Here is a 25,904-nt window from a genome sequence, read left to right on the forward strand (position 1 = left end):
CCACCCAATACCGAAACTACTCAACCGAGCTCAAGACGAACCGCGTCGGTGGATCGAGGCTGAGGTTCGCTTCGGCGGGACAAATCTGATTTTACCCGAAACCGGCAGTTTGGCGTTCTTGATTAGCCCCTTCACCCCACTACGCAAGACCTCAGGCAACGCCGCCCTGACAGCCGGGCCAAGTCCGGCCTCTTGGTAAATAACATACAGGGGAGCAGAGTCCGCACACCACGATGATTGACGCTCGCAAATATAGTTATATGTATAGTTTCCCAACTGCGTTTCATCGCAGATTAGAGTCAGCCAGGAGCAATAACTATCGCGAGCTCGCTGCAACATTTCGTCAAGATCAGCGGAGGACGGTGCAATTACCAACTCACCCCGTTCACCCAGCATCATAGCGCCATCGATGATGTCCTTTCGGCTCTTACTCTCAACATCACGACCACCCCCGCCCGTCGACCCCGCGCCGGAACTACCAGGGGTTTCCTTTCTACCGGACGACCCTCTCGCATCTGGGATATTTGCCGACTTTCCCGTTGTAGTGATCTTCTTCTTCCCGGATGGCGTTTTGGTGATATAGCCACGTTTCCCATTCCCGTAAGAGCCCTCTTCAAAGTAGAGGCCGGTGGGGTCGGTGTAGGTGGTGGGGTTGTTGTTGGCGTAGGCGTAGGCGTTGAGGGTTTGTGGGTCGCCGGGGTTGACGAATGGGTCGACGGAGATGAACCGTCCGAGGGTGGGGTCGTAGTGGCGCGCGCCGATGTGGGTGAGGCTGGTGGGGTCTTTGGTGCCGCCGACGAAGCCTTTGTCGTCGGGCCAGGCGGTGGGTGGGGTGCCGCGGGTGTCGCCGAAGGGGAGGGTGCGGCGGCGGGTGAGATCGAGGGTGGTGGGGTCGATGCTGATCTGGTTGGTGCCGTGGTGGTCGGGGATGAGCCAGGTGAGGCCGGTGACGGTGCGGACGGCGATGGTGGCGCCGGCGTGTTGGTAGTGGCGGGTGCCGTCGATCTGGCCGTTGCTGGCGGTGCGGCGGAGTTCGGTGTGGCCGAGGTAGAGGGTGGTGCCGGTGGTGTCGCGGCGGATGAGCCGGTTCCCTGAGGCGTCGTAGATGTTGGTGGTGTCCAGGCCGGGTTCGGTGGTGGTGGCGAGGTGGCCTTCCTCGTCCCAGGTGAGGGTCTGGGTGACGCCGTCGACGGTGCGGGTTTGGGTGTGCCCGCCGGTGGTGTACGCGTAGGTGTCGGTGCCGGTGGTCTCGCAGGTGTGGTCGACGGCGGTGACGGCGTGCGGTTGGGGGCTGCCCGGGGTGGGGTAGGTGGAGGTGGCGGTCGTCGACCCGGTCGCGGACCAGGTGGTCGCGGTGAGCCGGTTCCCGGTGGTGTCGTAGGTGAAGGCCTGTCGATAGGGGTCGGCGCCGGTGCGTTGCGGGGTGGTACAGGTCGGGGTGGTTTCGGTCCAGGCCTGGGTGAGGCGGCGGAGGTGGTCGTAGGTGAAGCATTCGGCCTGGTCGGCGACACCCGCGGTGGTGCCGGCCATCGAGGTGACGTTGCCGGCGGGGTCGTAGGTGTAGCTGGTGGTGGCGGCGTCGTTCCACGTGTCGGGGGTGGTGGGGTGTTCGGTGTCGACCTGGGAGGCGGCCAGGCGGCGGGTCGCGGTCTCGACCGGTGAGGACACCCGGATGCGGGTGCCGCCGGTGCCGAGGATGCGTTGGGCGATGCTGCCGTCGTAGTGGTAGCTGGTGGCGGAGACGAATGTGTCGGTGCCGGTGGTGAGGGTGGTGGGCAGGCCGGACGCGGTGTGGTAGCCGTAGGTGAGGGTTTCGGCGGGCAGGCCGCCGATCGCGGGCAGGCTGGTGGTCGCCGGGGTGCCGTTGTCGTGGTAGGTGTGGCTGGTGGTGTAGGTGCCGGCCAGCCCGGTCTCAGCGGCCGGGATGGTGACGGTGGCGCCGAGGGGCCGGTAGCCGTCGTCATAGGCCGTGACCGCCGTGGTGTACGCGTCGCCGCCGATGTGGCGGGTCGACGAGGTCGGCAGGCCGAGCTCAAGGGTGTCGTACGTCCACGACGCCCGCAGTACGCCGGTGGAGGTGTCGTCGCGCAGCTCGGTACGGCGGCCGAGGTTGTCGTAGCCGTACCAGAGGGTTTCGCCGCGGCCGTCGGTGGTGGTGACCAGCTGGCCGGCGTTGTCGTAGGTGCTGGTGGAGGTGCCGGCGTCGGGGTCGACGGTGCCGGTACGCCGGCCGAGCAGGTCGTAGGTGTAGGTCCACTGGTTCCCGGCCGGGTCGGTGACCGTGGTCAGCTCGTCACGCGGGTTGTAGCCGTAGCTGGTTTCCTCGTAGGCGCCGGTCGGGGACGAGCCGGTGTGCTGGCGTAGCGCGGTCTGCCTGCCCCGGCGGTCGATGATCGACGTGGTCGGGGTGCCGCCGGTGGGTGGGTCGACCGTGACCCGGTCACCGTCGTAGCCGGTCACCGTCTCCCACTGCAAGACGTTCGCCGACCACAACTGGGTACGGGTGGGCCGGCCGGCACCGTCGTACACGGTGCGGGTCTGCGACTCGATGGCGGTGTCGGCGAAGGTGACCAGGCTGCCGGTCGGCCCGGACGCGTCGTTGTAGAACGTCGACGTCTTGGTCGCGAGGCCACGGCCGTCGTACTGGGTGTCGCTGATGGTGCGTTTGCCGTCCGGGGCGGTGACCTGTGTCTGCCGGGGGCGGAGCAACCCGTCGGCGATGTCGAACGACGTGATGACGTTCCCGCTCGGCCCGAGGGCCTTGGTCTCGACGGTGGCAGGTGCGGTCAGGCTGACGGTGTACGCGTACTCGCTGTCCGGGGTCTGGCTGGTGGTGCGGCCGGGTGCCCACACGTGGGTGAGACGGCCGAGCGCGTCCTGCCAGACGGTGGTGGTCTTCCCGTTGGCGTCGACGGCGGTCGTCGGCAGCCCTCGGGTGGTGTCCAGGTTGACGGTGCTGCTGTGGCCGGCCGGATTCGTCGTGGTGACCGCGCCGAGCAGGTCGTTGTTGTTGTGGGTGTATGTGGTGGTGGTGATCCGGTCCAGCGCGTCACCGGAGGAGATGGTCCGGCCCAACGTGTCGTAGCTGGCGGTGGCGGTCTTCACCCAGTTCGGGGTGCTGCCGGTGTACGAGGCGAGTTGCTCGACACGGGTCACGTCGCCCCGCACCGCATCACACGCCGAACAACCCAGTCCGAAATACCCTCAAAAGTTCGGATAGACAACGAATAGCACCAAATGCCTGGCACAAAACTGCTATACCTGATCAAGAACGGCCCGGCAGAGCCGGGCCGCGCACGCGCTGCAGCCGTTCCGGCCCCGCGCGCACGCCCACCACACCAAGAAGCAAGATCACGGTAAGAACCGCCGAGCCGAACCGTCGGCCGGGGCCTCGACGATCGCCCAGGGCCAGCACCCACCGCCGAGGCTCCCAGTGATCGGCCGCACCGCTATGCGGCACGCCAGCCAAGATCTGACGTCCGACCACGACGCAGAGACACTACATCGATTGCCTCGGATGTATACCTCGCCGTTGACGGCAACGGTGACGGCAACCCGAGCAAACCCCGACAGCCGCCGACACTCTCCCATCACGCACCGTTATGGTCGGTAAGTGCCGACACTTCGGACTCGATGACTCCGCGCTAATCAGTCGATCGCCGTTCTTGATCAGCAAGGCCACCAAGCTCCGACACCATACGCCCCAGGGCCGCCACATATGACCGATAGTCACCAATCGATTGGCGATCCTCATCTGTCACCGGCTCGATCTGATCGAGCGACGACCCCAGTGAACTCACTTCAAGAATAAGTTGATCGAGATTTGGAACATCTTGTGCACGCATTCGACCATCATGGACCTTAGATGCATATCCAGCGATGTGCCCATCAATGGTTAGAAGCAGGGAGTTCCAATCTTGCAACTCCACTAGTTGTGGATAGGCCGGATAAGGCACGGATCGGAACATCATGAAGGCGTGCCGGAAGTCAGACGAATCAGTCATGCCAGGTCACGATCTTTCCGTCCTTGGTATAGATTCCCTCGCCTCCGCGGAAACCACCTCTGATCTTCCATCCTTCGCTGCCATCTCTCAGTTTCCAAGGAATACGATCTCCTTCGGGAGTTCTAGCCCACAGATTCTTCGCCTCATCTGTGTATTCGGCTAGCGTTCTCCCCTTACCATGCTTACCGACGTGATACGTTGCCGATTCTTCAGCGCTTCCGAATGTTCCAGGCGACCAAGCGTCCACCGGGCCGCACGGTCCCGTGTTGTGTACGAGGACTGGCGTGTTGCCGGCTAGCACATAGTAGGTGTGAATACCGGCAACCGTCAAGTTGTAGACGGTGGCAATATCAAGAGATCTCTCAACGTGGAGAACCGCTGGCGAAGATCTACCGTTTGTCCGGAGCGCTTCGCCCTCCTCCAAGTCCTCGGCATCAATCCATTTACCGCCCGTCACACTCCAAACGGGATGATCTGCAGTAGCGACGACAGAACCTTCACGCTCGCCTGTCGACTGTGACTTGACAGCGACCCGGACAAGATGCTTGATGCCCGATCCGACTATAACCGCCGTCACCATTCGAGCCGCAGTTACGCCACTCTCGGGATCAGTGGCGAGGACTTCATCCCCAACATTTACATCGGAGATCTTTTTGGTGGAGCCGTCCGCCATGAGAACTTCGGTCTTGGCAGCGAAGCTGTTTTTGCAGGCGCTCAAGTTGATCCGATGACCGGTACCTATACCGCCACCAGCACCCCGCCTGCGACCGCCACCGACCCCACCAGGCATACCAAACATTCCGTGCACGACCCCGACGAGGAGTATGTTGTCGTCCTCGACCTTGATTCGGAAGTCGGTATCACAATGCCCTCTATCGCAGATGTGCCGCAGGACCGCGGTGGCTTCCAGGTCAGTCATCGCAGGATCACAACTCAGGAAATTCCCGCAGGCAAAGTCGAAGTTGCACGCATGCTGGTCTTGACAATGTTCTTCGAGATAGCCAATAAGCTCGGCCGGACTAGGTCCACCAGAAGGAAGCGGATAACCATTCAGAAACGTCTGGCCGAAACCATTAGCCTCAACTTTATATCTAGGATTGAGAACATAAACAACCTTTTGAAACATGTGGTCTGGAGCATTTTTTGGCGTATAATCATCAACCCTGTATGTTCCATCCTTTTCCTTCTCGCGATACGACCTGACGTGCCCAGCATTATCGCCGATAGCGTAGAGCCCTGTCGGGTCAGAGAAGGTGACGGGGCTGTTGTTCGCGTAATTGTATCCGTGCCACTGTTGCGGCTCTGCGAAATCCTGGACAGGGTCAACACTGGTGAACCGGCCAAGCTCGGAGTCATACTCGCGTGCTCCGATGTGAACGAGCCCTGTCGGATCGACATCGCCGCCAACGAAACCCTTGAGGTTCGGCCAGCTCGGTGCGCTGCCCCGAGGCATACCGTACGGCGTCTGCCTGCGACGCGTGACCGGCTGCGTGCTGGACGAGGTGACGGCTATTGACTGCGTCGACTGGTGGTCACCAACCAGCCAGGTCAGACCAAGCCCGTTCCTCATCGCATAGACACCGTCAACGTACGTGTAGTAGCGGTCGGCGGTGGTCGACCCGGTAGAGGTGTTGTACCGAACCTCCATGTTCGGCAGGTAGAGCGTCTTGCCCGCACCATCCCGCCTGACCAGACGAGTCCCATCCGCGTCGTAGACGAAAGAATGATCGTCACCGGGGTCGTCAACCTCCGACAACCGACCCTCGGAGTCCCAGTCCAAGACCTGCGTGCCAGACGTCGGGCTCGGTCGTGTCGCGGTGTTGCCAGCAGAGTCATAGGTGAAGGAGGTCGAACTGCTGCCGCCGGGACCGGTGGTCGTCACAGACAGAAGGGCATGCGGCTGGCTACCACCAGCGGCCGGGTAGCTGTATGACCGGACGGTGTCCCCACCTGCCGCGTGCGAGACCTCCGTCAGTCGGTTCCCAACACTGTCGAACGTCCAGGACAGCCAGTATGGCGCCGGCCCCCCGAGCGACCCTACGCTAGGCGACTCGGCACAATCACCGTTGCCCGGCGTCCACGCCTCGGTCAACTGGCGGAAGTAGTCGTGCTCAAAACACTGCGTGTCAACAGCGCCACCAGTGGAAACATCGGCAATCTTGGTGATGTTGCCGGCAGGGTCATAGCTGTAGGTAACGTCCGCGATCTGCTGGGGAACCACCTGGCGGTTGGTACTCGCCTGAGTCAACCGGCGGGTCACGTCATCATAAATAAATGCCCGCTCGACGAATGCTGTTGACTCCGGCTGATAAACAATCAGTGCAGGATCACCGAAAGGTGTGTACTCGGTATTGGCCACGTACTGATCGGACACGCCGATAGCGACTCTTTCTGCAAGTCCGGTGACGGGGTCGTACTCGTACTTCAGGTACTCGGACGGCAGGCCCCCCTTTGCTGGGTAGTAGCTTGAGGCCAGGCTGCCGTCGGCGTGATAGGTACGCCGGAAGGTGTAAGTCCCAGATAGCCCAGTCTCACTAGACGGTATAACGTAGTCCTCGCCCATCGATTGATAGAAGGCGTCGTAACCACGAGTGCGGATCGTGTATGCGTCGTCGCCAATCCACCGGCTAGCCGTGTACAGCAGCCCTTTGGCCGTGCCAATCGTATCGTACGTCCACGTCGCACGCCGGTTCGTGGTCGAGATAGTGTCATCGTACACACCAACCTTACGTCCGAGCACGTCGTATTCGTATGCGAGCACATCGCTGTTGGCATTGGTACTTTGGGTCAAATCGCCATAGTCGTTGTAGACACGAGTGCTCACACCTGCGTCTGGGTCGTCAGCGGAGATTCGCCGCCCACGTATATCGTACTCATAGCTCCACGTATTGCCTGCCGCGTCAATGACACTCTCTAGTTGATCCTTGCCATTGAAGGCATACGTCGTGACGGCTGCGGGGTACGCAGTCGTGGCTCCCTTGTGCTGATGATGCTCTATAACGTTTCCGCGAGCATCGACGACAGTAGTTGTCGGCGTATCTCCGATTGGCGGCGTCAAGTAGACGCGATCACCGCCATACTCTTTCGTTGTTCGCCATTTTTCGACACCGGGAGCGGTTCGTTGGATGACATCGGTAGTCCGATTAGCGCGGTCATACTCGATAACAGTCTGACTCTTGACCTCCCATTCGAGAATCGTCTGAAGGTCCGCACTGGGGCTTAGCCCTGCCACGTGATGCCAGTCATTGTTAACATGCGGGCGACCTGCCGCGTCGTAGACAGTCTCGGTCAAAATTGTCCCAGAGCCAGCGAGCCCTGCACGCTGGGTCTGCCGTGGGCGAAGCAGACCATCATACAACGCGTATGTGGTGATATAATTCGAGGAAGCATTTATCTCTTTTGTGATAACCGCGTTGACGTCGCCGGACTTCCGCACCACGTAGGAGTACTCAACGTTCGGGTCAGCCCCGCCACTCTTCGACCGGTTCGGCAGCCAGACCTTAGTCAGCCTACCCAAGGCATCGTAACCAAACTCGGTGCGGCGATTGTTGACATCTACATTGGCAGCTGCGATGCCCCAGGCCGGCTCGACTTCCTGAGTCGACACCCACCCCAAAGGCCCAGTGGTTGTTATGAGTGTCAGCGGACCACCCGCACTTGGCGTGTAGGCCGTCGTAGTCTTGTTATCCCGAACGTCCCAGCTCTCAGTTATTCGTCCGTATGCGTCGTAGCTCGCCCGCGTCGCCGTCAGCCAAGTCGTTGTACCTCCACCGGCTGGTGACCAGTCCTTCAAACTCTCCGTCCGGGTCACCTCGCCCTTGGTCGGGGCTACACCATAGGCTTGGCCGTCGAAGCTGCTTCGGACATCACCGATAACATGCATTGTAGATGTTGCCGCCTGTCCGCAGGCAAGCGCGAATATCTGCACCCGCCCAGGAAGGTTAAGCAGGTTGATGCTTGTATTCCTGACGTATGTACTTTTTTCGCATTTTTCATCGCCTGGCACGTCGGTCGCCCCGTTTGCAGACACCTCGCCCAGATCGTTAACTTGGGTGACCATGCCGTAGGTGTCGTAAGTGTTGACGACTTTGGTGGTCCGCCAGCCGCGGCCCCCATCGAGCAGTACGGACTCGTAGCTGGTGTCGATTCCCGCATAGCGTGCGTACACCGTCGAACTTCCGATGGTTCGAGTGGCGGTTGCGCCCGATTGCCAGGGCTTTGTCACAGTTTTTGACACTGGGGCGGTAGTAACGCCGTTGTAGACGACTCGCTCACGTACCATCCCTGACCAGGCGTCCTCGTCGTTTACTGGGTCGCCAATCGAGGCACCTGTTTGCACGCTGCGCGTCCCACCGGACGGCGATGCGCGGTCACCGTGCATACCCCGCAGGTAGCTGGTCTCGGTCAAGGTCTGTGAACCAGGTGCGCCGACACGGGTCCGCACCTTCTCATAACCTCGGTAGTCTGACCATGTCCGATAGGCATCGGGAGTAATCCCGTCGTCCACGGTGTAGTGCCACGCGGGTGTCCCGAGATACTCATATTCCGTCACTACCGGGATACCACCGCCGGTCCAGTCGGTTTCGGTGACCGTCTTCACCAGGTACTTATGGAAGTAGTCGGTCTCAACCCCACCACCGGGCGCCTCAGTCAAAACCGGATAACAACGCATCGTATTGGTATGTGCCGCAGATGGCATCTGGCTGCCGGGGACACACTGTGGATCCGAGTATGCCACCGAAATCTGACCACCGCTTTCAGTCCAGATCTTACTGATTCGATTCCAGTTCATTGCCGGCTTCGTGTCGCCGACGGTGTCGACTCGGTTGGGCAGCTGCACCTGCCCAAAGGTGACCGAAGGCAAGGTGATTGAAGTGGCACCAGCGTGCCCAGTGTGTTCGATGGCATCGAGCCAGAGCGCCGGGCTCGTACCACTACCGGTGGGCAGGAAGTCGTGGGTGAGAGTCCAAGAGTCGACCGTCCGGTAGCTACCGGCACCGGCATCCCAGATCTTTGTAGTCACCGAAGCCAGACGGCTGGTCGACCAGAAGGTTGGCGAGAACAGGTCGGTACAGGTCGAACCACTGCACTCCTGGTCCCAGGGGGTGTCCGGCCAATTCTCCCCATGCGACGAGCATGATGACAGACACCGGTCGCTGCTCGCGAAAACGACCTGCATTGGAACTGGCGCCGTCGTGTAAACCGTGTCGGTACCGCCACGATTATCTGTGCCGTAATCGATGCGCTGCAGCACTCCAGCGCGAGTGTACGTGACAGCGTCGCTCGCGGTAATGTTCCGCCCATATTTGTTTGTTTGGCGTGAGTACCACAGAGACATCGTGTTGCCGTGTAGGTCGACCACGTAGTCAAGGTTCCAGCGCCACGCCTGATTACAGAACGACGTCGTAAACGAGGCTTGTCGGCACGGCTCACCAGAGTGGTTGCCGGCCACCGGAACAGCCCACACAGATTCCGTCGTGGCCTTGCCAGTAGTCCATCCCGGGAGCCGGTTTCTGCCGAAATAGTACTGGATCCCTGCAGCAGTCGTAACTCTCCAGTATTCGTTATCGTTGTCGGCGTTGACAGTGTTCGTCAAACGCTCGATCCTTGAACCATCGTCGGTCTTGGGCCGCCATTCGCCGGAAACTCCGTCGCGAATAAGCTCGACCGAACTACCGTTGAGAGAGAGAATAGCGTTGTCACGCGACCAGCAGAGGTCACCAGTTTCAGTCGAGTTGTTGGCACCGGAACTCATGTCATCGCGACATGGACGATAGCGCCTTTCGATGAAACCAGGCGCATACTCAAAGCCCTCGCCGATCCACGAAGGCTGATTATTGGTAGCTTCGCTTCGTCCATCGACACCCGCGGACGAATACGCCAGTGACACTTCCGGTTGCGGCCCGCCGATCGACGGCGGAACGCGCATCGGATACGTCCATGCAAAATTGCCAGCGTTACCACCTGCAGACCACGTCGACGTCGGCTGCAATTGGGTTGCACTATAGTCACCAGCAGGCGATGAGGAATCGGCCATAAGAGCAACAGTCGTGCTGGAACTGGCTGCACCCTGCTCGCCCACATCGATATCTGCGGTAACCCGCTGTTCCCGGAGATCATTGTGAGATGGCAGGGGTTGAACGTCGCATGTGGAAGTTGCAGACAAGGCAGATCGACAACCGGTCAACCGAACCATTCGCAAGCGAAGTGCCCAATCCGCCCCATAGGCTTCCGCAAAGTCGGAGTAGTCGACGGTCACGGTAACTCGGTCGGAACCCAAATAACTTCCGGTGGATGCGATCCGCATAACGACACCGGCATGCAGGTCGCTTTGGACGGCCGCACGGTCTAGGACTTCGACTCGAAATTCGCGGCGTTTCTCGGCTCTCACGGTAGATTTGGTGTCGGCGAGCGACAACCAGATCGGCGATCCGGGTACTCGCGCCTGCTGCCGCGGCGCTGGTTCGCCAAGCCGGCGGGCTTGGTCGCGGGTCATCCCTGCGCTCGGAAGCTGGACCCGGGCAGTGCCGGGCTCAGGCCACACTGGTGGTGCTGGCGATTTCCACTGGACGCTGGCCGTCGCACCGTCCGGGCTGGGACGGCTCTCAACCTCCTTCACCTGTACCGGGTCCGGTTGCACAGCCTGCAGCCGGGCCGGCCCCGCAGCAGCCGGCTGGATCGGCGGGACCGCCGCAGCAAGCGAGATCGCCATGACGGACGCGAATATGACCGCCGCAGGCCGACGCCACCGACGGTGCGCTGACAACGGTTCGCCGCGGCGTGCCCGCCGCCAACGCTTGTGCGTGGCTGACATGCTGGTCATCGTGTCGACCTCCAGGTCGGATCGGGCACGGACGGTGCATATTCCGCGGTCACAACGTTGAATAAAGGTTCAGCACCAAACGCGGATTCACCACGCCCGCGTATACCGTCACTTGGTCGATGCTGCCTGAAAAGAAGCTCTGAAGGCCTCCGTTCCAGCGTTCTCTCGCGAGCGTGAGGGAACCTGTTGCGAACCATGTCATGGGCGAACTGAGAGAAACCGCCCCGCTAGGTTGCCCGTTCACATAGAGAAGGATCTCCTCGGAGCCCGCGTCGTAGACGCCAACCAGATGGAACCACTCCCCTGGCACGGGCGTGACGGCCGATGTAGCCAATCCGAGGGTAGCGGCATTGTTGGTGTCGCCACTTTGCATCCAAAAGGCCCACTGTTCGGTCGCTGCCTGGTAACCGAGTAGGAAGGCATCCGCTTGTGCCCCGCCCTGAGCAACCGCGACGACGTCGCCGGTGGGCAGAGGATCGCTGGGATCCCCGTCGAGTTGAAGCCAAGCTGAAACGGTAAATGATTGGTCGGTCCGGATCACCGGTCGATCTGCAGAGGTGAACGGATCGGTAGTGGATGCGTATCCACCAACTCCATCAAACCAGGCGGCGTCGTTCTCATCGTGGCCATCATTGGTGAAAGCTGCGCCGGGCGGGTCGGAGTCCCAACCCTGAAGGTATATGTGCCTGCTCCAAGGATCCACATCGAAGGCCTCGTCGCACCAGCAGTCAACCGATCCAGCAAAGTCCCAGTCACCAACGCTGGTTGGAGCCAGAATACCGGGCGTGGCCTGGGTCCCAGCTTGTGGATCGGTGTTGGTACCGTGCAGGTCGTCAGAAACAAGGACTCTGTCCCATATCCGAAGATCCGTCACCTCGCCACGCCAAGTGTCGGTCTGCGAGCCATACCACAGGGCCCGACCGACGACGAGTGGACCTGTGGATGTCCACGGTGTCGCTGCTCGGGTTGTCTCCGCCGCCAGTTCGCCGTTCACGTAGAGGCGCATCATGCCGAGCTCAGCATCGTGGACTGCGGTCAGGTGCGTCCATTTTCCGACGTCTGCTGTAGTCAGCGGCACTGTCGAGTCCGCTCGATGGTTGGTACCGGTTGCAGGCGAGTCACCCATCATGAATGACCAATATGGCGCAGGCGGGTTACCAAGGTAGCGGAATCCGAGGTAGAAGCCGCTGAAGTCGCTATCGTCCTGGCTTACCGCCGTGCGGTTTCCGGTTGTAAGTGATGAGGCTCGCACCCACGCCGTAACGCTGAACGACCCTGCGGTGTCCAACTCCGGCACATTCGCCGTCGCGGTACCGTAGATGTTGGTGGGCGACTCGGTCACGCTGTCAAAGAACGGAACGCTCTCGCCGATCAACCGCGTGTCGCCCGGCCAAGTCACGTCACCGGTCGCTGTCAGGTCGGCGTCGCCGACAACATCGCTCAACCCGTGTCCGTTGACGGTGTCAAGTGGCCAGTGACCGATCGGTGCGGACGGCGAGCCAACTAGAAACTGGTACGGAGCCGTCGGGCTCGGCGTACCTGCGCTGTCCTTGCTGAAGACGTACAACACGTTCGTGCCGTGCTTCGGCGGGGTTAGCGCAACTGTGTGCGATGCTCCCGGCGATACGGTGACCTGGTTGCTTGGTGGATTGCTCCAACCGTAGACATAGGTGGTCACGTCTGTGGCTCCGGCGGTGAAGGTGAACGTGCCGGATTCTCCCGGGCCGCCGTGCGCCGTCGGCCCAGATGGGTAGGTGGTGGAGCTGATTCCCGGGGCGGGCGGCGCACTGGCGTTGACGGTGAACTGACAGCTCGTGGACCAGTCGGAATCGGCATGACTGTCGTTGGCACGCACTCGCCAGGCGTACGTTTTGCCCTCGGCCCCCGCCCCGAGATTGAGGGTGACCTCGCCGAAATTGTTGGCTGGACGCGACGGGCCGGTGACCAGGGTGGCTCCGCCACCCACTTGTCTCCACTCGAACGTGCCGACTAGGGTGTCCGATTCGTCCGAGTCGCGATACCGGGCACGCAGCGTCGGCGATGTTGTGCCGACGATGCCGTTGCAGGCGACCGCCGACGTGGTCAGCTCGGTCGGGGTACCCGGTCGGGAGTTGTAGTTGACGATCAACCAACTCTGGTCAACGTAGAACCTCTTCCACCTGTCCTGGTTCCACTCGTACTGCCCAGAGGGGTTACAGGCGCACAGCCCGACGGTGTAGCCGCTCCACTGCTGGTTGACCGAGTACTGCACGTCGTTGGTCACGGCGGAACCGCCGAACTCGACGTTGACGTCGTCCTGGATCACGCCGCACCCACCGGCCTCGTTCGCGTTAGCGTCCTGCGCCCCGAGGTAGGCCGATGTTGGCAGTGGACGTGCACCCCAGGACATCCGCGGCGTGTCGTTGATCCCTGCCGTCCGGAAAAGATGCACCCAGGTCGGCGAGCAGGACCAGGAGTGGTCGAGGCGCATACGCACCTCGGCGGAGAGGATCTGCTTGCTACGAACTGGCCAAATGTTGAAGCGGAAGTAGGACCGGTAAAGGACGTCGTCGTACGGATTCCGCCCAACCCAGGCCTGGTTTTCCACATCCCAGTTGTTGTTGCTGTTGTTCGCGTACGCCCATGAGGTGCTCTTGTTCTCGAATGCCGGATCGATGAACACCGGGTAGATCGTCTCCGGGCCGTTCAGCACCGCCGGGTCCGGCAGGACTTCCAGGTCGCCAGCGGCAACGTCCACGTCGATGGCCGCCTTGGCGGCGGCTGGACCGGGGCCGGCAGCGGTCGACGGCTCCGGAGGTTCTGCAGCAGCGGTAACGGCGCCGCGTCCGCCGTCGGTTACCTCGCCGCCGTTTGCCGGGTCGACCGACGAGTCCCACATCGACGCGGTCGGGGTGACCCCGACCGTCCGTCCTTGGGAGTTGGCAAGTCGGAGCCCGCCATCGGGCAGCGGCTCCGGCGCAATGTCACCACCGAGGATGTAGCGCACTCGGGCCAAGTCCGGGTGGGCAGCCGCTTGAGCGGTCTTGACCTCCAGGACGTGCTTGAAGCCTGTCGCCGTGGCCATCACATGCAGGTCGACGTCCGGTAGAACCGAGGCGTACACAGCCGTGTCAGCTTGCACGGTCGGCGTAGGAAGCGGATCAGGCCACGACAGGGTGAAGTCTTCTCCGTCGACCTCCAGGGTTACCAGCGGGGCCGTTCCGCCACCGCTGAATGTCACGTTGGCAGTCGTCGCCGCCGGGGCGAGCCGGCCATCCGGCTGCGCCGCCAGATCGGTCGATACCGGCACCCACGAGTCGGTCCCGGTCCGGATCCGCTGAGGCACGACGGCCGACTCCAGCGTGCGGGTGCCGTCAGGTTCCACGTAGACCTGGGAATACTCGTCACGTTCATCGAGGGCCTCGACACGGGCGGCACAGGCAAGCGCAATCCGCTCGGCCTCAGCCGACGTGGCGACCTGGTCAACGCACTGCGGCTCGGGCGCTTCGGCTTCTGCGGGCATGGACGGGAGCACAACCACACCAGCCAGCATCAGCACGATGGCCGTCAGGGTCCGCACCCCACGTTGGTGCGGCCTACTCGAACGGGTCAGGACGGGCGGTGTCGTGCTGACATCCACTAAAGACTCCCGCGACTTGTAGCAACTGTAGGACGGCGTTTCAATCGAGGCAGCATCGTGACTGCTGATGCGCCAGGGCGGGCTACGTCAGTGAGTGCCGGTCGGTGATCAGCCAGGCCGGGACCGGGCCGGAGTGTGCCTCGATGCGGCTCACCCGGCCAGGGAAGAAGCCGGTCAGCCCCGCAGCTCCTGCCCCGGCCCCGACGGTCAGCGACCCGGGCGCGGTCCAGCTCGGTGGCGCAGGCACCGCCACCGGGTCACCGGCCACACCGTCGATGTAGAGGGTGAGTGTCGCCGCACCCGCGTCGTACACCCCGGCGAGATGCGTCCACTGGCCGGGTACCGCCTCGGCCGGACTCGCCGCTACGGCCAGGTCGGGCAGGCCGGCGTCGTCCGCCCCACGCAGCCGGAACACCCACCGCCCGTCGCTGGCCCGGTATCCAAGCTGGAACGCGTCCGTCTCGTCGCCGCCCTGGGCGAGCACCACCGCGTCGCTGCCGGGCAGTGGATCTGCCGGGTCACCGTCGAGACGGGCCCAGAGCAGCACCCCGAAAGAATGATCGGTACGCAGCACCGGACGCGGGACCGGATCGTACGGGCTGGTGGTCGAGGCGTACCCGCTCGTCCCGTCGAACCAGGCCGCGTGGCCGGTCGGGGCACCGGAGTCGTGGACGAACCCCGAGGTCTCCGGCACGGTGTCCCAGCCGGCGAGGTAAAGGTTGCGACCCCAGGAGCCGAGGTCGAACTCGTCACCGCACCAGCAGTCAGCCGAGTAGTCGAATCCCCACAGCCCAACTTGTCTCGGCGTCAGCACACCGAACAGCTCAGGAAGCGTGTCACCGGGATCGGCAAAGCGACCATGCAGGTCCTCCAGGTCCGCCACCCGGCTCCACAGCAGGACGTCCGTCACGCCGCCGGCCCACCACTGCGCCGGTGCGCCGTCGCTGAAGCCTCGGCCCACCGTGAACGGCCCAGCCGCCTGCCACGGGGTAGCCGCGAACGCGGCCTCAGCGGCCAGAGCTCCGTTGACGTACAACTGAAGCAGTCCTTCGTCGGCGTCGAACACGCCGGTCAGGTGGGTCCAGCGGTCGACGTCGGAAGCGGCGATCGGCGCGGGACGGTACGCGGAGATCAGCGGACTCGACGCAGCCGTACCCGTCGGCACGGTGAACGCCCAGTGCGGAGCCGGTGGGTCGCCGAGTTGGCGGATGCCCAGCTGGAAGCCACCGGCACCGGTCCCGTCGGCACCGACGGCGGTGCGATCGCCAGACAGGTCAGCTGGCCGGACCCAGGCGGCGGCGCTGAACGAGCCCGAGGTGTCGAGCGCGGACACCGCTGCGGTGGCCGCACCTGGGACGTCGGCCGGGTCTTCGGCGACTGCGTCGAAAGCCGGCGTGCTCGCCTCGATCAGGTAGGTGTCCGGTGCCCAGGTGACGTCGCCGCTCGGGACCAGGTCGGGACCGCCTGAGCGGGCACGGAAGCGCTCGTTGTTGGTGTCGATCAGCGGCCAGTGCCCGATCGGCGACGGTCGCGAGGTGACCAGGAAGGGGTACCTCGTCGTCGGGCTGGACCGGCCGTACTCGTTGCGGGCGTAGACGTACAGGGCGTTGAAGCCGTCGCGCGGTGGGGTGAGGGTCAACGTCACGCTCGCCCCGGGGGCGACAGTCACCGTGGTGCCTGCCGGGCTGCTCCAGCCGTACACGTAGGCGACGACGTCGGGCGACGACGTACTGAAGGTGAACTCACCCGCGACGCCCCGCCCGCCGTGCGACACGCCGTCGTCGGGGTAGTCGACCGAGGTCACGGTCGGCGCCGGCACCGGGTCTCCGGGTGGATCGGCGACCGCCGGCCCGGGTGTGCTCAGCGTCAGTGCGGCGGCTGTGGCTGCTGCGGTGGTGGTGGCCAGGATCTGTGGCCAGCGATGTCGTGGGCGGCTCGGACGGATCGGCGGCGTCTGGGCAGCATCCACTAGGGACCCCCGTGGCTATGCGTCATGTACGTCCGACCCTAGAGATCCATGTCCGTATCTGTAAAGGGGGCATCACGATCCGCTACCACAAACCTCCCTCACCGGACATCGAGTGACACAGAGTCATCAGTCGGGTACGACCGGCCAGGCGTACAACTCTGACGAAATCCCGTCGACGTTGAGCCGAGCCACCCGTCCACCGATTGACGGAGTTCATAAGTCCACTAGTGACGGCAGGATGGGTCGGGTCGAGCATCCCAGGAGGTGGTAGCCATGTCCCCGTCCGTGTTGAACTCGTCCGTACCGCGCCGACGACTGGGCCGGGAGCTGCGTCAGCTGCGCGAGCGGCTGACCCAGCTGCCGCAGACGTCGGTCGCCAGCGAGCTGGAGTGGTCGGCGACGAAGCTGTGGCGGATGGAGCGCGGCGAGGTCCCGGTCCGCTCCGGCGACGTCGTGCTGCTCTGCGAGTTGTACGGCGTCGAGGAGGAGACCACCGAGATCCTTGCCGCGTTGGCGACCAAGACCCGGGAGAAGGGCTGGTGGCACGACTACGCCAGCCTGCCGTCCTGGTTCGAGCTGTACGTGGGCCTGGAGGAGGCCGCCAGCCGGATCCGCGAGTACCAGAGTCAGCTGGTGCCGGGCTTCTTGCAGACCCGGGAGTACGCCACCGCGATCTTCACGAAGGACGTCGACGGCGTGCCCCGTCACCAGATCGCCGACCGGGTCACGGTGCGGCTGGGCCGGGCCCGGCTGCTGACCCGGCTGGAGCCACAGGCTCCGGAGTTCGACATCGTCGTCGACGAGGCGGTGCTGCGCCGCGTGGTCGGGTCGCGCCAGATCATGGCGGCGCAGGTGCGCCGGCTCGCCGACGCCGGCCGGCTGCCGAACGTCTCCGTCCGGGTCCTGCCGTTCTCGTCCGATCTGCACGCCGGGGTGCTGACCGGCGGCTCGTTCACCATCCTGGACTTTCCCGAGCAGTACGAACCCACCACCGTCTACCAGGAGTCGATCACCGGCGCGCTCTTCCTCGACAGGCAGGCCGAGAGCGACCGGTACGCTTGGGTCTACCACGATATCCGGTCGGCCGCGCTGAGCGAGGCCGAGTCGCGGGCGCTGCTGCTGGACACGGCGAAGGAGTACGAGCCATGACCGACCTGACCGGCGTCACCTGGCGCAAGAGCAGCCGATCCAACAGCCAGGGTGCCTGCGTCGAGGTCGCCGACGGGCTGGCCGGCGTGATCGGCGTACGCGACTCCAAGGACCCCACCGGCCCAGTTCTGACCATCTCCCCCGCCAACTGGTCAGCCTTTGTCGCCGCCACCAAGACCGGCACCCTCACCGCCTGACCGCACCCCGCCAGCACGCCGGCGGGGTCCAAACCGCACCTCGGTGGACTCGTCGCTGACCAGAATCGTCCCGCCGGGTAGCGACCAGTTGCCGGAGTCGGCGCGTCGGTGCATCAGCCCCCGACCGCGATCGTCGGTGACGATCGCCGAACCGCCCGGGACGATCCTGTTCGCCCTCGGCGCGGCCGGGTCGCGGTAATAGTCACGCCGGCGGGTCACGACACCTCCCGATGCGGGTACGGAGTGCGGGTCTGAGCCAAGTCGGGTGACTGCTCCCCACGGGAGTCGGCCAACACCTGCGCCAGATCGGTCACCAACCTAACCACCTTTCCCACGATGCTTCAGCGGCGCCACCCCATCCGCCGCAGGTCGGATATCAGATGGCGCAAAAATGGCAGCTGCCCATCGATCTGCATTCCACCGTTTTCCCGTATCAATGCAGAGAATCTTGTCAGCGGAATAAACGCCGTTGCGAACGCAATTACACCCCCAAAGACACAACCCGCCACCATGATGCCAATGACCTCAGACGCGACCACCAGCTCCAATATTGCAATCAGGAATAGACCAGCCAGGAAGCACACCAAGAAGCCCCTGATCCCCCAAATCATCATCCTATACATAGTCGTGCTACGATATTCGTTACCATGGAGATCTGACATCGAGTTTCACCACCATTTCCAGCGCTTGATGATCCAGGTTTTAGCTACACCACCCTCACCGAAGGACACGCCCGCACCTCCGGACCCAGGGGTCCGGCAACCCCTGCCCGGGCATACTGGACGGGAGATCCGGGAAGCTGCGCCCCAGGGGTCAACACCTCCCGACGAGCAGCCTCGGCACTCGATTGCGATCCGCATGCCCCGGCGACAGACCGCAGCCCACTGCGGTCAAGCCCGACAGCTCAGGGCCCGGGCCGCCACCTCTTCAGGGCAAAAAGGTCAACCGCGACCATGCCGAACAGTTTTGGCCCACGTTCAAATACGTTCACACCCGAAAAGTTCGTTAATTCTTTGACGCTACGATTCATGGCAATTATTAGCATTTGCACAACAAAGACTCCTATTGCAAATATCACAAACACCACCAGCAATATCGGCACCAGTATCCCAACGGGACCACCGAACACCACCGCCAGAACCAAAACCAAGAAGGTCAAGGCTAGAAGTATAATAACGCGAAGCCCGATCAGGACTCGCCAATATGCAGAAGCTTCACGGACACGACGAACGAGATCGTCAGATGACCCCACCATTCAAACCACCTCCCAACTCGAGTGGACGGCTCGGACGGGACGGCAGCACATAGACACATCCACTCGGGACCCCCGTGGCTATTGGGCATGTCCGTCCGACCCTAGAGATCCACCCCCATAGCTGTAAAGGCGGTATCACAAGCCGCTACCACAATCCGGTCACCAGCCGGCAAGCTGGGCCAGCCCGCTGACTCAGCGTCGCCTGCCCTCGCCCCCATCTATCCGAGGTACGGACAATCACGCCGCTCAGCGTGGTGGCGTAGCCGGAGCCGTACCGTGTCGTGGATGGGGATGTCAGCGAACTCGGCAGGATCGACGAACCGCACCTCGGTCGACTCGTCGCTGACCAGAATCGTCCCGCCAACGATCCGACCGAGGTAGGTGACGGTGAACTCCTGGCGCACCTCGCCGTCCGCGTACGCGATCACGTGAGCCGGGTCGGTGTAGACGCCGAGCAGCGCGGTGACCTCGATGTCGAGGCCGGTCTCCTCCTTCACTTCTCGGACGACGCACTGTTGCAGTGTCTCGCCGACCTCCATCGTGCCGCCGGGCAGCGACCAGTTGCCGGAGTCGGCGCGTCGGTGCATCAGCACCCGACCGCGATCGTCGGTGACGATCGCCGCACCGCCAGGGACGATCCTGTTCGCCCTCGGCGCGGCCGGGTCGCGGTAGTAGTCACGGCGACGGGTCACGACACCTCCCGAAGCGGATACGGAGTGCAGGTCTGCCAGACCTGCTCGAACTGGTCTGCGTACGCGGCGAAGACCCCATGCGGTGACAGCTCCCGCAGGTGAAGGGCTGGGTGCTGATAGCCCCGCGCGCGGTACAGATGCGGCGTCACGATCATCTGATGGTCGAACCGGAAGACCGAGTTGTACAGGTGCACCGTGTGCAGACCGACCGTCACTCCTGGTACCTCGTACAGCGGCTCGCAGAAGTTGAGTGCGTTGCGGATGCGGCCAGGCAGCGTACCGCCGATCTGTTCAAGGTCGTCGCGCTCGGCGACGTGCGGACAGTCCGGGTCAGCGAAGGCCATCCGGACTCGGGCGCCGTTGGCACACTTGTCTGCGATACGCTCCATTGTGTCCGGCAGCATCTCCATGATGAACGGGTACGCGTAGCCGAGTAGGTCGATCTGCTTCGTCGCGCCGGTCAGCAACGCCGTCCACACCTGCTGTGGAACGTCCGCCCGGTGGGCGTAAGCGCCGACGACCTCGGCGGTACTCTCCGCCCCTGCGGCCAGATCCGGCCGTACGCGCGGCCAGAGATCGGCTTCGTCTTCACCGAGTGTGTCGGCAACGGCCAACCGGGTGCGTTGCCGCGGGATCCGGCCGCCGAGCCAACGGTTCACGGTCTTGACGTCGACACCCACGGCGGCGGCCAGGGCGACACTGTCGAGTTGTGCCCGAAGCATGGCAGAGCGCAGGCGGTGACTCATGCCGCCACGGTACCGGACACAACTGGGACGCTTTGAGTCCAGATAAGTGGTCGGCAGAGTGTCCGTAGGGACGTTTCTGGGTCCCCGCCCGGCTCCTACTGTCTGGGCTCGCAGACCGCGATACCGAGCGTCAGGAGGGCTCACGGTGGCCGCGTCAATCTTGAACTCGTCCGTACCACGCCGCCGGCTCGGTCAGGAGGTCCGCAAGCTCCGCGACCGGCAGAACCATGTCTCAACGGCCGTGGCTGCCGGCATGCTGCAGTGGCCGGCGAGCAAACTACGTCGGATCGAACACGGCGAGATCCCGGTGTGCGCCGAGGATGTGGCGTCACTCTGCAGCCTGTACGGCGCCGAGGCCCCGATGATCGAGGCACTCACCGGTCTCGCTACGAAAACCCGAGAGAAGGGCTGGTGGCACGACTACGCGAGCCTGCCGCCGTGGTTTGACATCTACGTCGGATTTGAGGAAGCCGCGAGCCGGCTACGCATCTACGAGTTCCAGATCGTTCCCGACCTGCTGCAGAGCAGGGCGTATGCCGCCGCAGTCACCGGAGCGACCGCTGCCGACCCACCAGCTACGCACACCGCGATACGTATGGCGACCAGGACCGCTGACACCGGCGTCCTGACCCGCAGTACATCTCAGGTGCCGGATATCGAGGTCGTCCTCGCCGAGTCCGTGCTGATGCGCGTGGTCGGCTCGTACCCCGTGATGGCCGAGCAATTGCACCGGCTGACCGATGCGTCCCGGCTCCCGAACGTCTCGGTTCGCGTCCTACCGTTCTCCGCTGGACTGCACCCTGGGATGACAGTTGGCACCCCGTTCACCATCCTCGACTTCGCCGACGCGAGCGAGCCCAGCATCGTCCATCACGAGATGCTGACCGGCGCGCTCTTTCTCGACAGACAGGCCGAGGTCGACCTGTACGCCCTCACCTACGACGGGATCCGATCGGCGGCGCTCGATGCAGCCGAATCGCGAACGCTGCTGCTCGACACGGCGAAGGAGTACGAGCACTTCTCGGCCTGACCTGACTGCCTGACCACACCTCGATCACCGCGGTGGCCGCCAGCTGCGCAGGTCGAACAGGTCTCTCACCACTAGGCCGAACAGCTTCGGCCCACGCTCGAAAATGTCCGTGGCGGCCAGCTCGGGAATCTGGTGGATGTGACGGTACACCGGGCGGATAGCGGACCAGTGCAGGACCATCGCAGCGGCGAACACCACGAACATGAGTTCGAGCACCGGCCTGAACACGGCCACCGGCCCACCGAGCAGGAGCGCCAGGACCGAGACACCGACGACCAGGGACGCCAACAGAAAGATCCTCATGGCGAGCATCGCGCGCCAGTAGGCTGGCACCTCCCGGACATGCCACAGAGGATCGTCGGCAGCCCTCACCAGTATCGGACGTTCAACGCGTCCTTGAGCATCGACGCATCGAGGTCGAGCATCGGCATCCTCCATTCGAAGTGGGCCAGGTAGCGCAGCGGCAACGTCACGATCAGCCCGAACACGATGACGATTGGCAACACGAACCAGACCTTCGGCCAGATGAAGGAGCAGGGCAATGCCACGGCCGCCAAGCGCAGAAACCAGACGCTCAGCCGGTACACCGCCAGTCGCCGGTAGCCGGACGGCGGACCGCCACGCGGCTCCTGCTCCATCACCCGGATCCCGCTTCCCGCGCGCTGGCTCCCACGGGGGCGAGTCTGTCAGGTGGCGTCCAGGGTGGCGGTGATGTCGCGTACCAGGTCCATGGTGTCCTCGATGCCGCAGGAGAGCCGGACGAAGCCCGGTGACGTGTCGTCACCCCACTGGGCCCGCCGGTCGGCGGCCGTGTGCAGACCACCGAACGACGTGGCCGCCGACACCAGTTTCGACGCGGTCAGGAACCGGCCGACCCGGTCGGCGTCGCCCAGGTCGAACGACACGATCCCCGGGATGCGCCGCATCTGCGCCGCCGCGACCGCGTACGACGGATCGGTCGGCAGGCCGGGCCAGCGTACGCCGGTGACGTCACCACGCCCGACCAGCGCGGCGGCGACCGCTTCCGCGTTGGCTGACTGGCGGGCCAGCCGCAGGTCCAGGGTGGCCAGTGACCGGTGGGCGAGCCAGCAGTCGAACGGGCCCGGCACCGACCCGGTCAGCTTGCGCCACCGCTTCACATCAGCCAGCGCCGCCGCCGAGCGGGTCGCCAGGTAGCCGAGCAGCAGATCCGAGTGGCCGGTCAGCGCCTTGGTGCCGGAGGCGACCACGGTGTCCGCGCCCAGGTCCAGCGGCCGCTGCCCGAGCGGGGTCGGCGCACTGTTGTCGACCGCGACCAGCGCCCCGGCAGCGTGGGCCGCCGCCGCGAGCGTGGCGACGTCGCAGACGTCCAGTCCCGGGTTGGCCGGGGTTTCCAGCAGCACCAGCCGCACCCCGGCGAAATCCGGGTACGGGCCGGCGGTCGGCATCAGCCGCACGGTCACGCCGATCGGCTCCAGCACCGTGGCGGCCAACGCCCGTACGGTGAAGTAGCCGTCGGCGGGCAGCAGCACCGTGTCGCCGGGGCGCAGCGTGGTCAGCAGCAGCGCGGTGATCGCCGCCTGGCCGCTGGCGAAGACGAGCGTGTCGCTGCCTTCCAGGTCACCGATGGCCGATTCGAGGGCCCGGCGGGTCGGGTTGTCCTCCCGGGCGTAGCCGTCGCGGTCCGGCGACGGCCCGGTCACCGGGTCCAGGTGGTACGGGGCGGCGAACACCGGGCCGGGCAGGAACGGCTGGCCGGGGGTCGGCTCGGGCAGCCCGGCGGCGACACACCGGGTGCCGTCGCCGTACCCCGGGTCGCGGGAAGTGGCGGTCATGCCGTTCATCCTGACCAAGGTCACCGGCCGGCGGCAGAGCCTATTCCGGTTTCGTGGCCCGCGTCATCAGCAGCGTCAACGCGGTACGCGGGTCCAGGCCCTCGTGGCAGATCCGTTCCACCTGCTCGGTGATCGGCATCTCCACCCCGTGCGCGCGGGCCAGGTCCCGGATCGACAGGCAGCTCTTCACCCCTTCGGCGGTCTGCCGGGTGGCGGCCTGCGCCTGTTCCAGGGTCTCCCCCCGGCCCAGGTGCTCGCCGAACGTCCGGTTGCGCGACAGCGGCGACGAGCAGGTGGCGACCAGGTCACCGAGGCCGGCCAGGCCGGAGAAGGTCAGCGGGTCGGCACCGAGGGCCACACCGAGGCGGGCCGTCTCGGCCAGCCCCCGGGTGATCAGGGTGGCCTTGGTGTTGTCACCGAGGCGCATCGCGGTGGCGATGCCGTACGCCAGGGCGATCACGTTCTTCACCGCCCCGCCCAGCTCGCAGCCGATCACGTCGTCGTTGGTGTACGGCCGCAGGTAGCCGGTGAGCATCGCCTGCTGCACGGCGGCGGTGCGCGCGGTGTCGGTGCCGGCGACGACGCTGGCGGCCGGCTGCTCGGCGGCGATCTCGGCGGCCAGGTTGGGGCCGGAGACCACCACGACCCGGTCCGGGCCGACCCCGGTGGTCTCGACGATCACCTCGCTCATCCGCTTGGTGGTGCCGAGTTCGATCCCTTTCATCAGGCTGACCAGGGTCGCGTCGGGGCCGATGTGCGCGGCCCAGTCACCCAGGTTGCCGCGCAGGGTCTGCGACGGTACGGCGAGCACGACCAGCCCCGCGCCCTTGATCGCCTCGGCGGCGTCGCTGGTGGCGGTGACCCGGTCGGGCAGCCGCACCGCCGGCAGGTAGTCGGGGTTGGTGCCGTACTCGCGGATCGCGGCGGCGACCTGTTCACGTCGGGCCCAGAGGACCACGTCGGCCCCGGCGTCGGCGAGCACCTTGGCGTACGCGGTCCCCCACGAGCCGGCGCCCAGGACGACGGCCCGGCCGGTCCCGGTCACTGTCCCGGCTCCGGGGTGCCGGTGGACCGGCCCTTGCGGCGGGCGGTCGGGGTGTACAGCGGTGGGGCCTCGCCGCCCCGGATCTCGGCGACCATGTCCCGCAGTCGCAGCATGATGGTCTCGGTGATCTCCTCCAGCACCGCCCGGGTCGGCTCGACCCCGGCCCATCTGCTCAGGTCGAAAGGTTCACCGGCGACGACGGTCACCTTCCGGCCGGGCAGCAGGTTCAGTTTCCCGGTCCGCGGGTCGTACATCTGCTGCGGACCCCACATCGCCACCGGCACGACCGGGGCGCCGGTGGTCAACGCCAGGCGGGCCGCGCCGGTCTTGCCGCGCATCGGCCACAGGTCCGGCTCGCGGGTGGTGGTCCCCTCCGGGTAGATCACCACCGCGCCGCCTTCGTCGACGCCGACGATCGCCGCCTCCAGCGACTTGATCGCGTCGACGCTGCCCCGGTGCACCGGGATCTGCTTCACCTTGAGCAGCCAGCGCCCGATGACCGGGATGGTGAACAGGCTGGCCTTGCCGAGGAACCGGGGCCAGCGGCCGGCCTCGTAGAGGAAGTGACCGATGACCATCGGGTCGGCGTGCGACATGTGGTTGGCGACGACGATCACCCCACCGGTGCCGGGGATGTGCTGCATCCCGGACCAGTTCCGCTTCGTCCACGCGAGCAGGGTCGGTTTGACCACCATCACGATGAAGCGTCGCCAGAAGCCCAGTTTCCGCCGCGCCACCCGATCCTCCTCGTCACCGCACCCTGGCCACCACCCTGGCCACCACCGGGTCACCGCACCCGACCGCCGTCTTGCCGACCGACGCAGCGAATCATGCCCTGTCCGACCCGGCCAGAGCCAATGCGAGCCCAGCCGGCAGGATGGAGCGGTGCGGAACGCGACCTGGTCGGTGGTGCTGCCGGTCAAGCGGCTCGCGGTGGCGAAGAGCCGGCTGCGGGGCGCGCTCGACGGCGTACCGCATGAGGAGCTGGCGCTGGCCCTGACCCGCGACACCGTCGCCGCCGCGCTGGCCTGCCCGTTGGTCGCCGAGGTGGTGGTGGTCACCTCGGATCCGGCGGCCGACGCCGCGTTGGGCGCGCTCGGTGCCCGTACCGTCGCCGACCCGGAGCTCGGCGCGCCGGAGGTGAGCGGGCTGAACGCGGCGGTGGCGCACGGCGCCGCGACTGTCGGCGGCGGCCGGCCGGTCGCCGCGTTGACCGCTGACCTGCCGGCGTTGCGCCCGGCGGAGCTGACCACCGCCCTCGACACCGCCGCCGGGGCGGGCGTGGACCGCTGGTTCGTGCCGGATGCCGCCGGCACCGGCACGGTGCTGCTGGCGGCCGCCGTCGGCACCGCGCTGCGGCCGGGTTTCGGCGCCGGATCGGCAGTACGGCATCAACGGTCGGGTGCCGTCCGGCGCGGCGGGGACTGGCCGACGCTGCGCCGCGACGTGGACACCGCCGCCGACCTCGCCGACGCGGCCCGGCTCGGCCTGGGGCGGTACACCGCCGCGCTGTACGCCAGCGGGTACCGTGCTGACATGCGACACAGGTCGGTGAGCTGAG

18 protein-coding genes are annotated in these 25,904 nt (G+C 64.8%); 4 read left to right on the forward strand and 14 right to left on the reverse strand.

All coding sequences use genetic code 11. The annotated features are described in order from the left end of the window. Positions 1–30: 30 nt before the first annotated feature. From ACFHWS_RS17715 to ACFHWS_RS17735, 5 genes are all read right to left on the reverse strand, one after another. Complete coding sequence (locus tag ACFHWS_RS17715) at positions 31–3,156, reverse strand: RHS repeat-associated core domain-containing protein (protein WP_416568581.1); 3,126 nt, start codon at positions 3,154–3,156, stop codon at positions 31–33. A 488-nt stretch (positions 3,157–3,644) separates the two neighbouring features. Continuing rightward, complete coding sequence (locus tag ACFHWS_RS17720) at positions 3,645–4,004, reverse strand: hypothetical protein (protein WP_416568582.1); 360 nt, start codon at positions 4,002–4,004, stop codon at positions 3,645–3,647. Continuing rightward, positions 3,997–10,716: a polymorphic toxin-type HINT domain-containing protein gene (locus tag ACFHWS_RS17725; RefSeq protein ID WP_416568583.1), complete on the reverse strand. Its 6,720-nt coding sequence runs from the start codon at positions 10,714–10,716 to the stop codon at positions 3,997–3,999. The genes ACFHWS_RS17720 and ACFHWS_RS17725 overlap by 8 nt, the downstream gene beginning before the upstream one ends. A 160-nt stretch (positions 10,717–10,876) precedes the next feature. Further along, positions 10,877–14,386 (reverse strand): LamG domain-containing protein, encoded by a 3,510-nt coding sequence (locus ACFHWS_RS17730; protein ID WP_416568584.1) that lies wholly within the window; start codon positions 14,384–14,386, stop codon positions 10,877–10,879. Between the two features lie 142 nt (positions 14,387–14,528). Further along, the gene (locus ACFHWS_RS17735; RefSeq protein WP_416568585.1) at positions 14,529–16,265 is read right to left on the reverse strand and encodes a LamG-like jellyroll fold domain-containing protein; all 1,737 of its coding nucleotides are present in this window, start codon (positions 16,263–16,265) and stop codon (positions 14,529–14,531) included. 423 nt (positions 16,266–16,688) lie between these two features. Here ACFHWS_RS17735 and ACFHWS_RS17740 point away from each other — a divergent pair, with 423 nt between their 5' ends. Both ACFHWS_RS17740 and ACFHWS_RS17745 read left to right on the forward strand, forming a co-directional pair. Beyond that, positions 16,689–17,564 carry a helix-turn-helix domain-containing protein gene (locus tag ACFHWS_RS17740; RefSeq protein ID WP_416568586.1) on the forward strand — a complete coding sequence of 292 codons (876 nt, stop codon included), beginning with the start codon at positions 16,689–16,691 and terminating at the stop codon, positions 17,562–17,564. Next, complete coding sequence (locus tag ACFHWS_RS17745; RefSeq protein ID WP_416568587.1) at positions 17,561–17,761, forward strand: DUF397 domain-containing protein; 201 nt, start codon at positions 17,561–17,563, stop codon at positions 17,759–17,761. The genes ACFHWS_RS17740 and ACFHWS_RS17745 overlap by 4 nt, the downstream gene beginning before the upstream one ends. A gap of 341 nt (positions 17,762–18,102) precedes the next feature. Here the strand turns inward: ACFHWS_RS17745 and ACFHWS_RS17750 are convergent, their stop codons facing one another. The 4 genes from ACFHWS_RS17750 to ACFHWS_RS17765 all read right to left on the reverse strand — a co-directional run bounded on the left by ACFHWS_RS17750 (position 18,103) and on the right by ACFHWS_RS17765 (position 20,454). Further along, entirely contained in the window at positions 18,103–18,375 is a 273-nt protein-coding gene (locus ACFHWS_RS17750; RefSeq protein WP_416568588.1) for a hypothetical protein, read from the reverse strand. A 290-nt stretch (positions 18,376–18,665) separates the two neighbouring features. Further along, entirely contained in the window at positions 18,666–18,920 is a 255-nt protein-coding gene (locus ACFHWS_RS17755) for a hypothetical protein (protein ID WP_416568589.1), read from the reverse strand. A 314-nt stretch (positions 18,921–19,234) separates the two neighbouring features. After that, entirely contained in the window at positions 19,235–19,708 is a 474-nt protein-coding gene (locus ACFHWS_RS17760) for an NUDIX domain-containing protein (protein ID WP_416568590.1), read from the reverse strand. After that, positions 19,705–20,454, reverse strand: a complete 750-nt coding sequence (locus ACFHWS_RS17765) for an XRE family transcriptional regulator (protein ID WP_282229785.1) — start codon at positions 20,452–20,454, stop codon at positions 19,705–19,707. The genes ACFHWS_RS17760 and ACFHWS_RS17765 overlap by 4 nt, the downstream gene beginning before the upstream one ends. A gap of 145 nt (positions 20,455–20,599) precedes the next feature. Between ACFHWS_RS17765 and ACFHWS_RS17770 the strand changes: the two genes are divergently transcribed. Beyond that, positions 20,600–21,484 (forward strand): DUF5753 domain-containing protein, encoded by an 885-nt coding sequence (locus ACFHWS_RS17770; protein WP_416568591.1) that lies wholly within the window; start codon positions 20,600–20,602, stop codon positions 21,482–21,484. 24 nt (positions 21,485–21,508) lie between these two features. On the opposite strand, the gene ACFHWS_RS17775 is transcribed toward ACFHWS_RS17770, so the two are convergent. From ACFHWS_RS17775 to ACFHWS_RS17795, 5 genes are read right to left on the reverse strand one after another with little or no spacing between them, the layout of a single operon-like run. Continuing rightward, a complete protein-coding gene (locus tag ACFHWS_RS17775) occupies positions 21,509–21,856 on the reverse strand; it encodes a hypothetical protein (protein ID WP_416568592.1) in 348 nt (115 codons plus the stop codon). Then, the gene (locus ACFHWS_RS17780) at positions 21,853–22,122 is read right to left on the reverse strand and encodes a hypothetical protein (protein ID WP_416568593.1); all 270 of its coding nucleotides are present in this window, start codon (positions 22,120–22,122) and stop codon (positions 21,853–21,855) included. Before ACFHWS_RS17780 ends, ACFHWS_RS17775 begins: the two co-directional genes overlap by 4 nt. Before the next feature lie 48 nt (positions 22,123–22,170). Further along, positions 22,171–23,298: a cystathionine gamma-lyase gene (locus ACFHWS_RS17785; protein ID WP_416568594.1), complete on the reverse strand. Its 1,128-nt coding sequence runs from the start codon at positions 23,296–23,298 to the stop codon at positions 22,171–22,173. A 40-nt stretch (positions 23,299–23,338) separates the two neighbouring features. Next, positions 23,339–24,343: an NAD(P)H-dependent glycerol-3-phosphate dehydrogenase gene (locus ACFHWS_RS17790; protein ID WP_278167744.1), complete on the reverse strand. Its 1,005-nt coding sequence runs from the start codon at positions 24,341–24,343 to the stop codon at positions 23,339–23,341. Then, entirely contained in the window at positions 24,340–25,080 is a 741-nt protein-coding gene (locus tag ACFHWS_RS17795) for a lysophospholipid acyltransferase family protein (protein WP_416568595.1), read from the reverse strand. The genes ACFHWS_RS17790 and ACFHWS_RS17795 overlap by 4 nt, the downstream gene beginning before the upstream one ends. A gap of 148 nt (positions 25,081–25,228) precedes the next feature. Here ACFHWS_RS17795 and cofC point away from each other — a divergent pair, with 148 nt between their 5' ends. Then, positions 25,229–25,903, forward strand: coding sequence for a 2-phospho-L-lactate guanylyltransferase (gene cofC, locus ACFHWS_RS17800; protein WP_416568596.1), 675 nt, complete (start codon positions 25,229–25,231; stop codon positions 25,901–25,903). The last annotated feature ends 1 nt before the right edge of the window (position 25,904 follow it).

Source organism: Micromonospora sp. LOL_013 (assembly GCF_048060315.1).
Taxonomy (GTDB): domain Bacteria; phylum Actinomycetota; class Actinomycetes; order Mycobacteriales; family Micromonosporaceae; genus Micromonospora_E.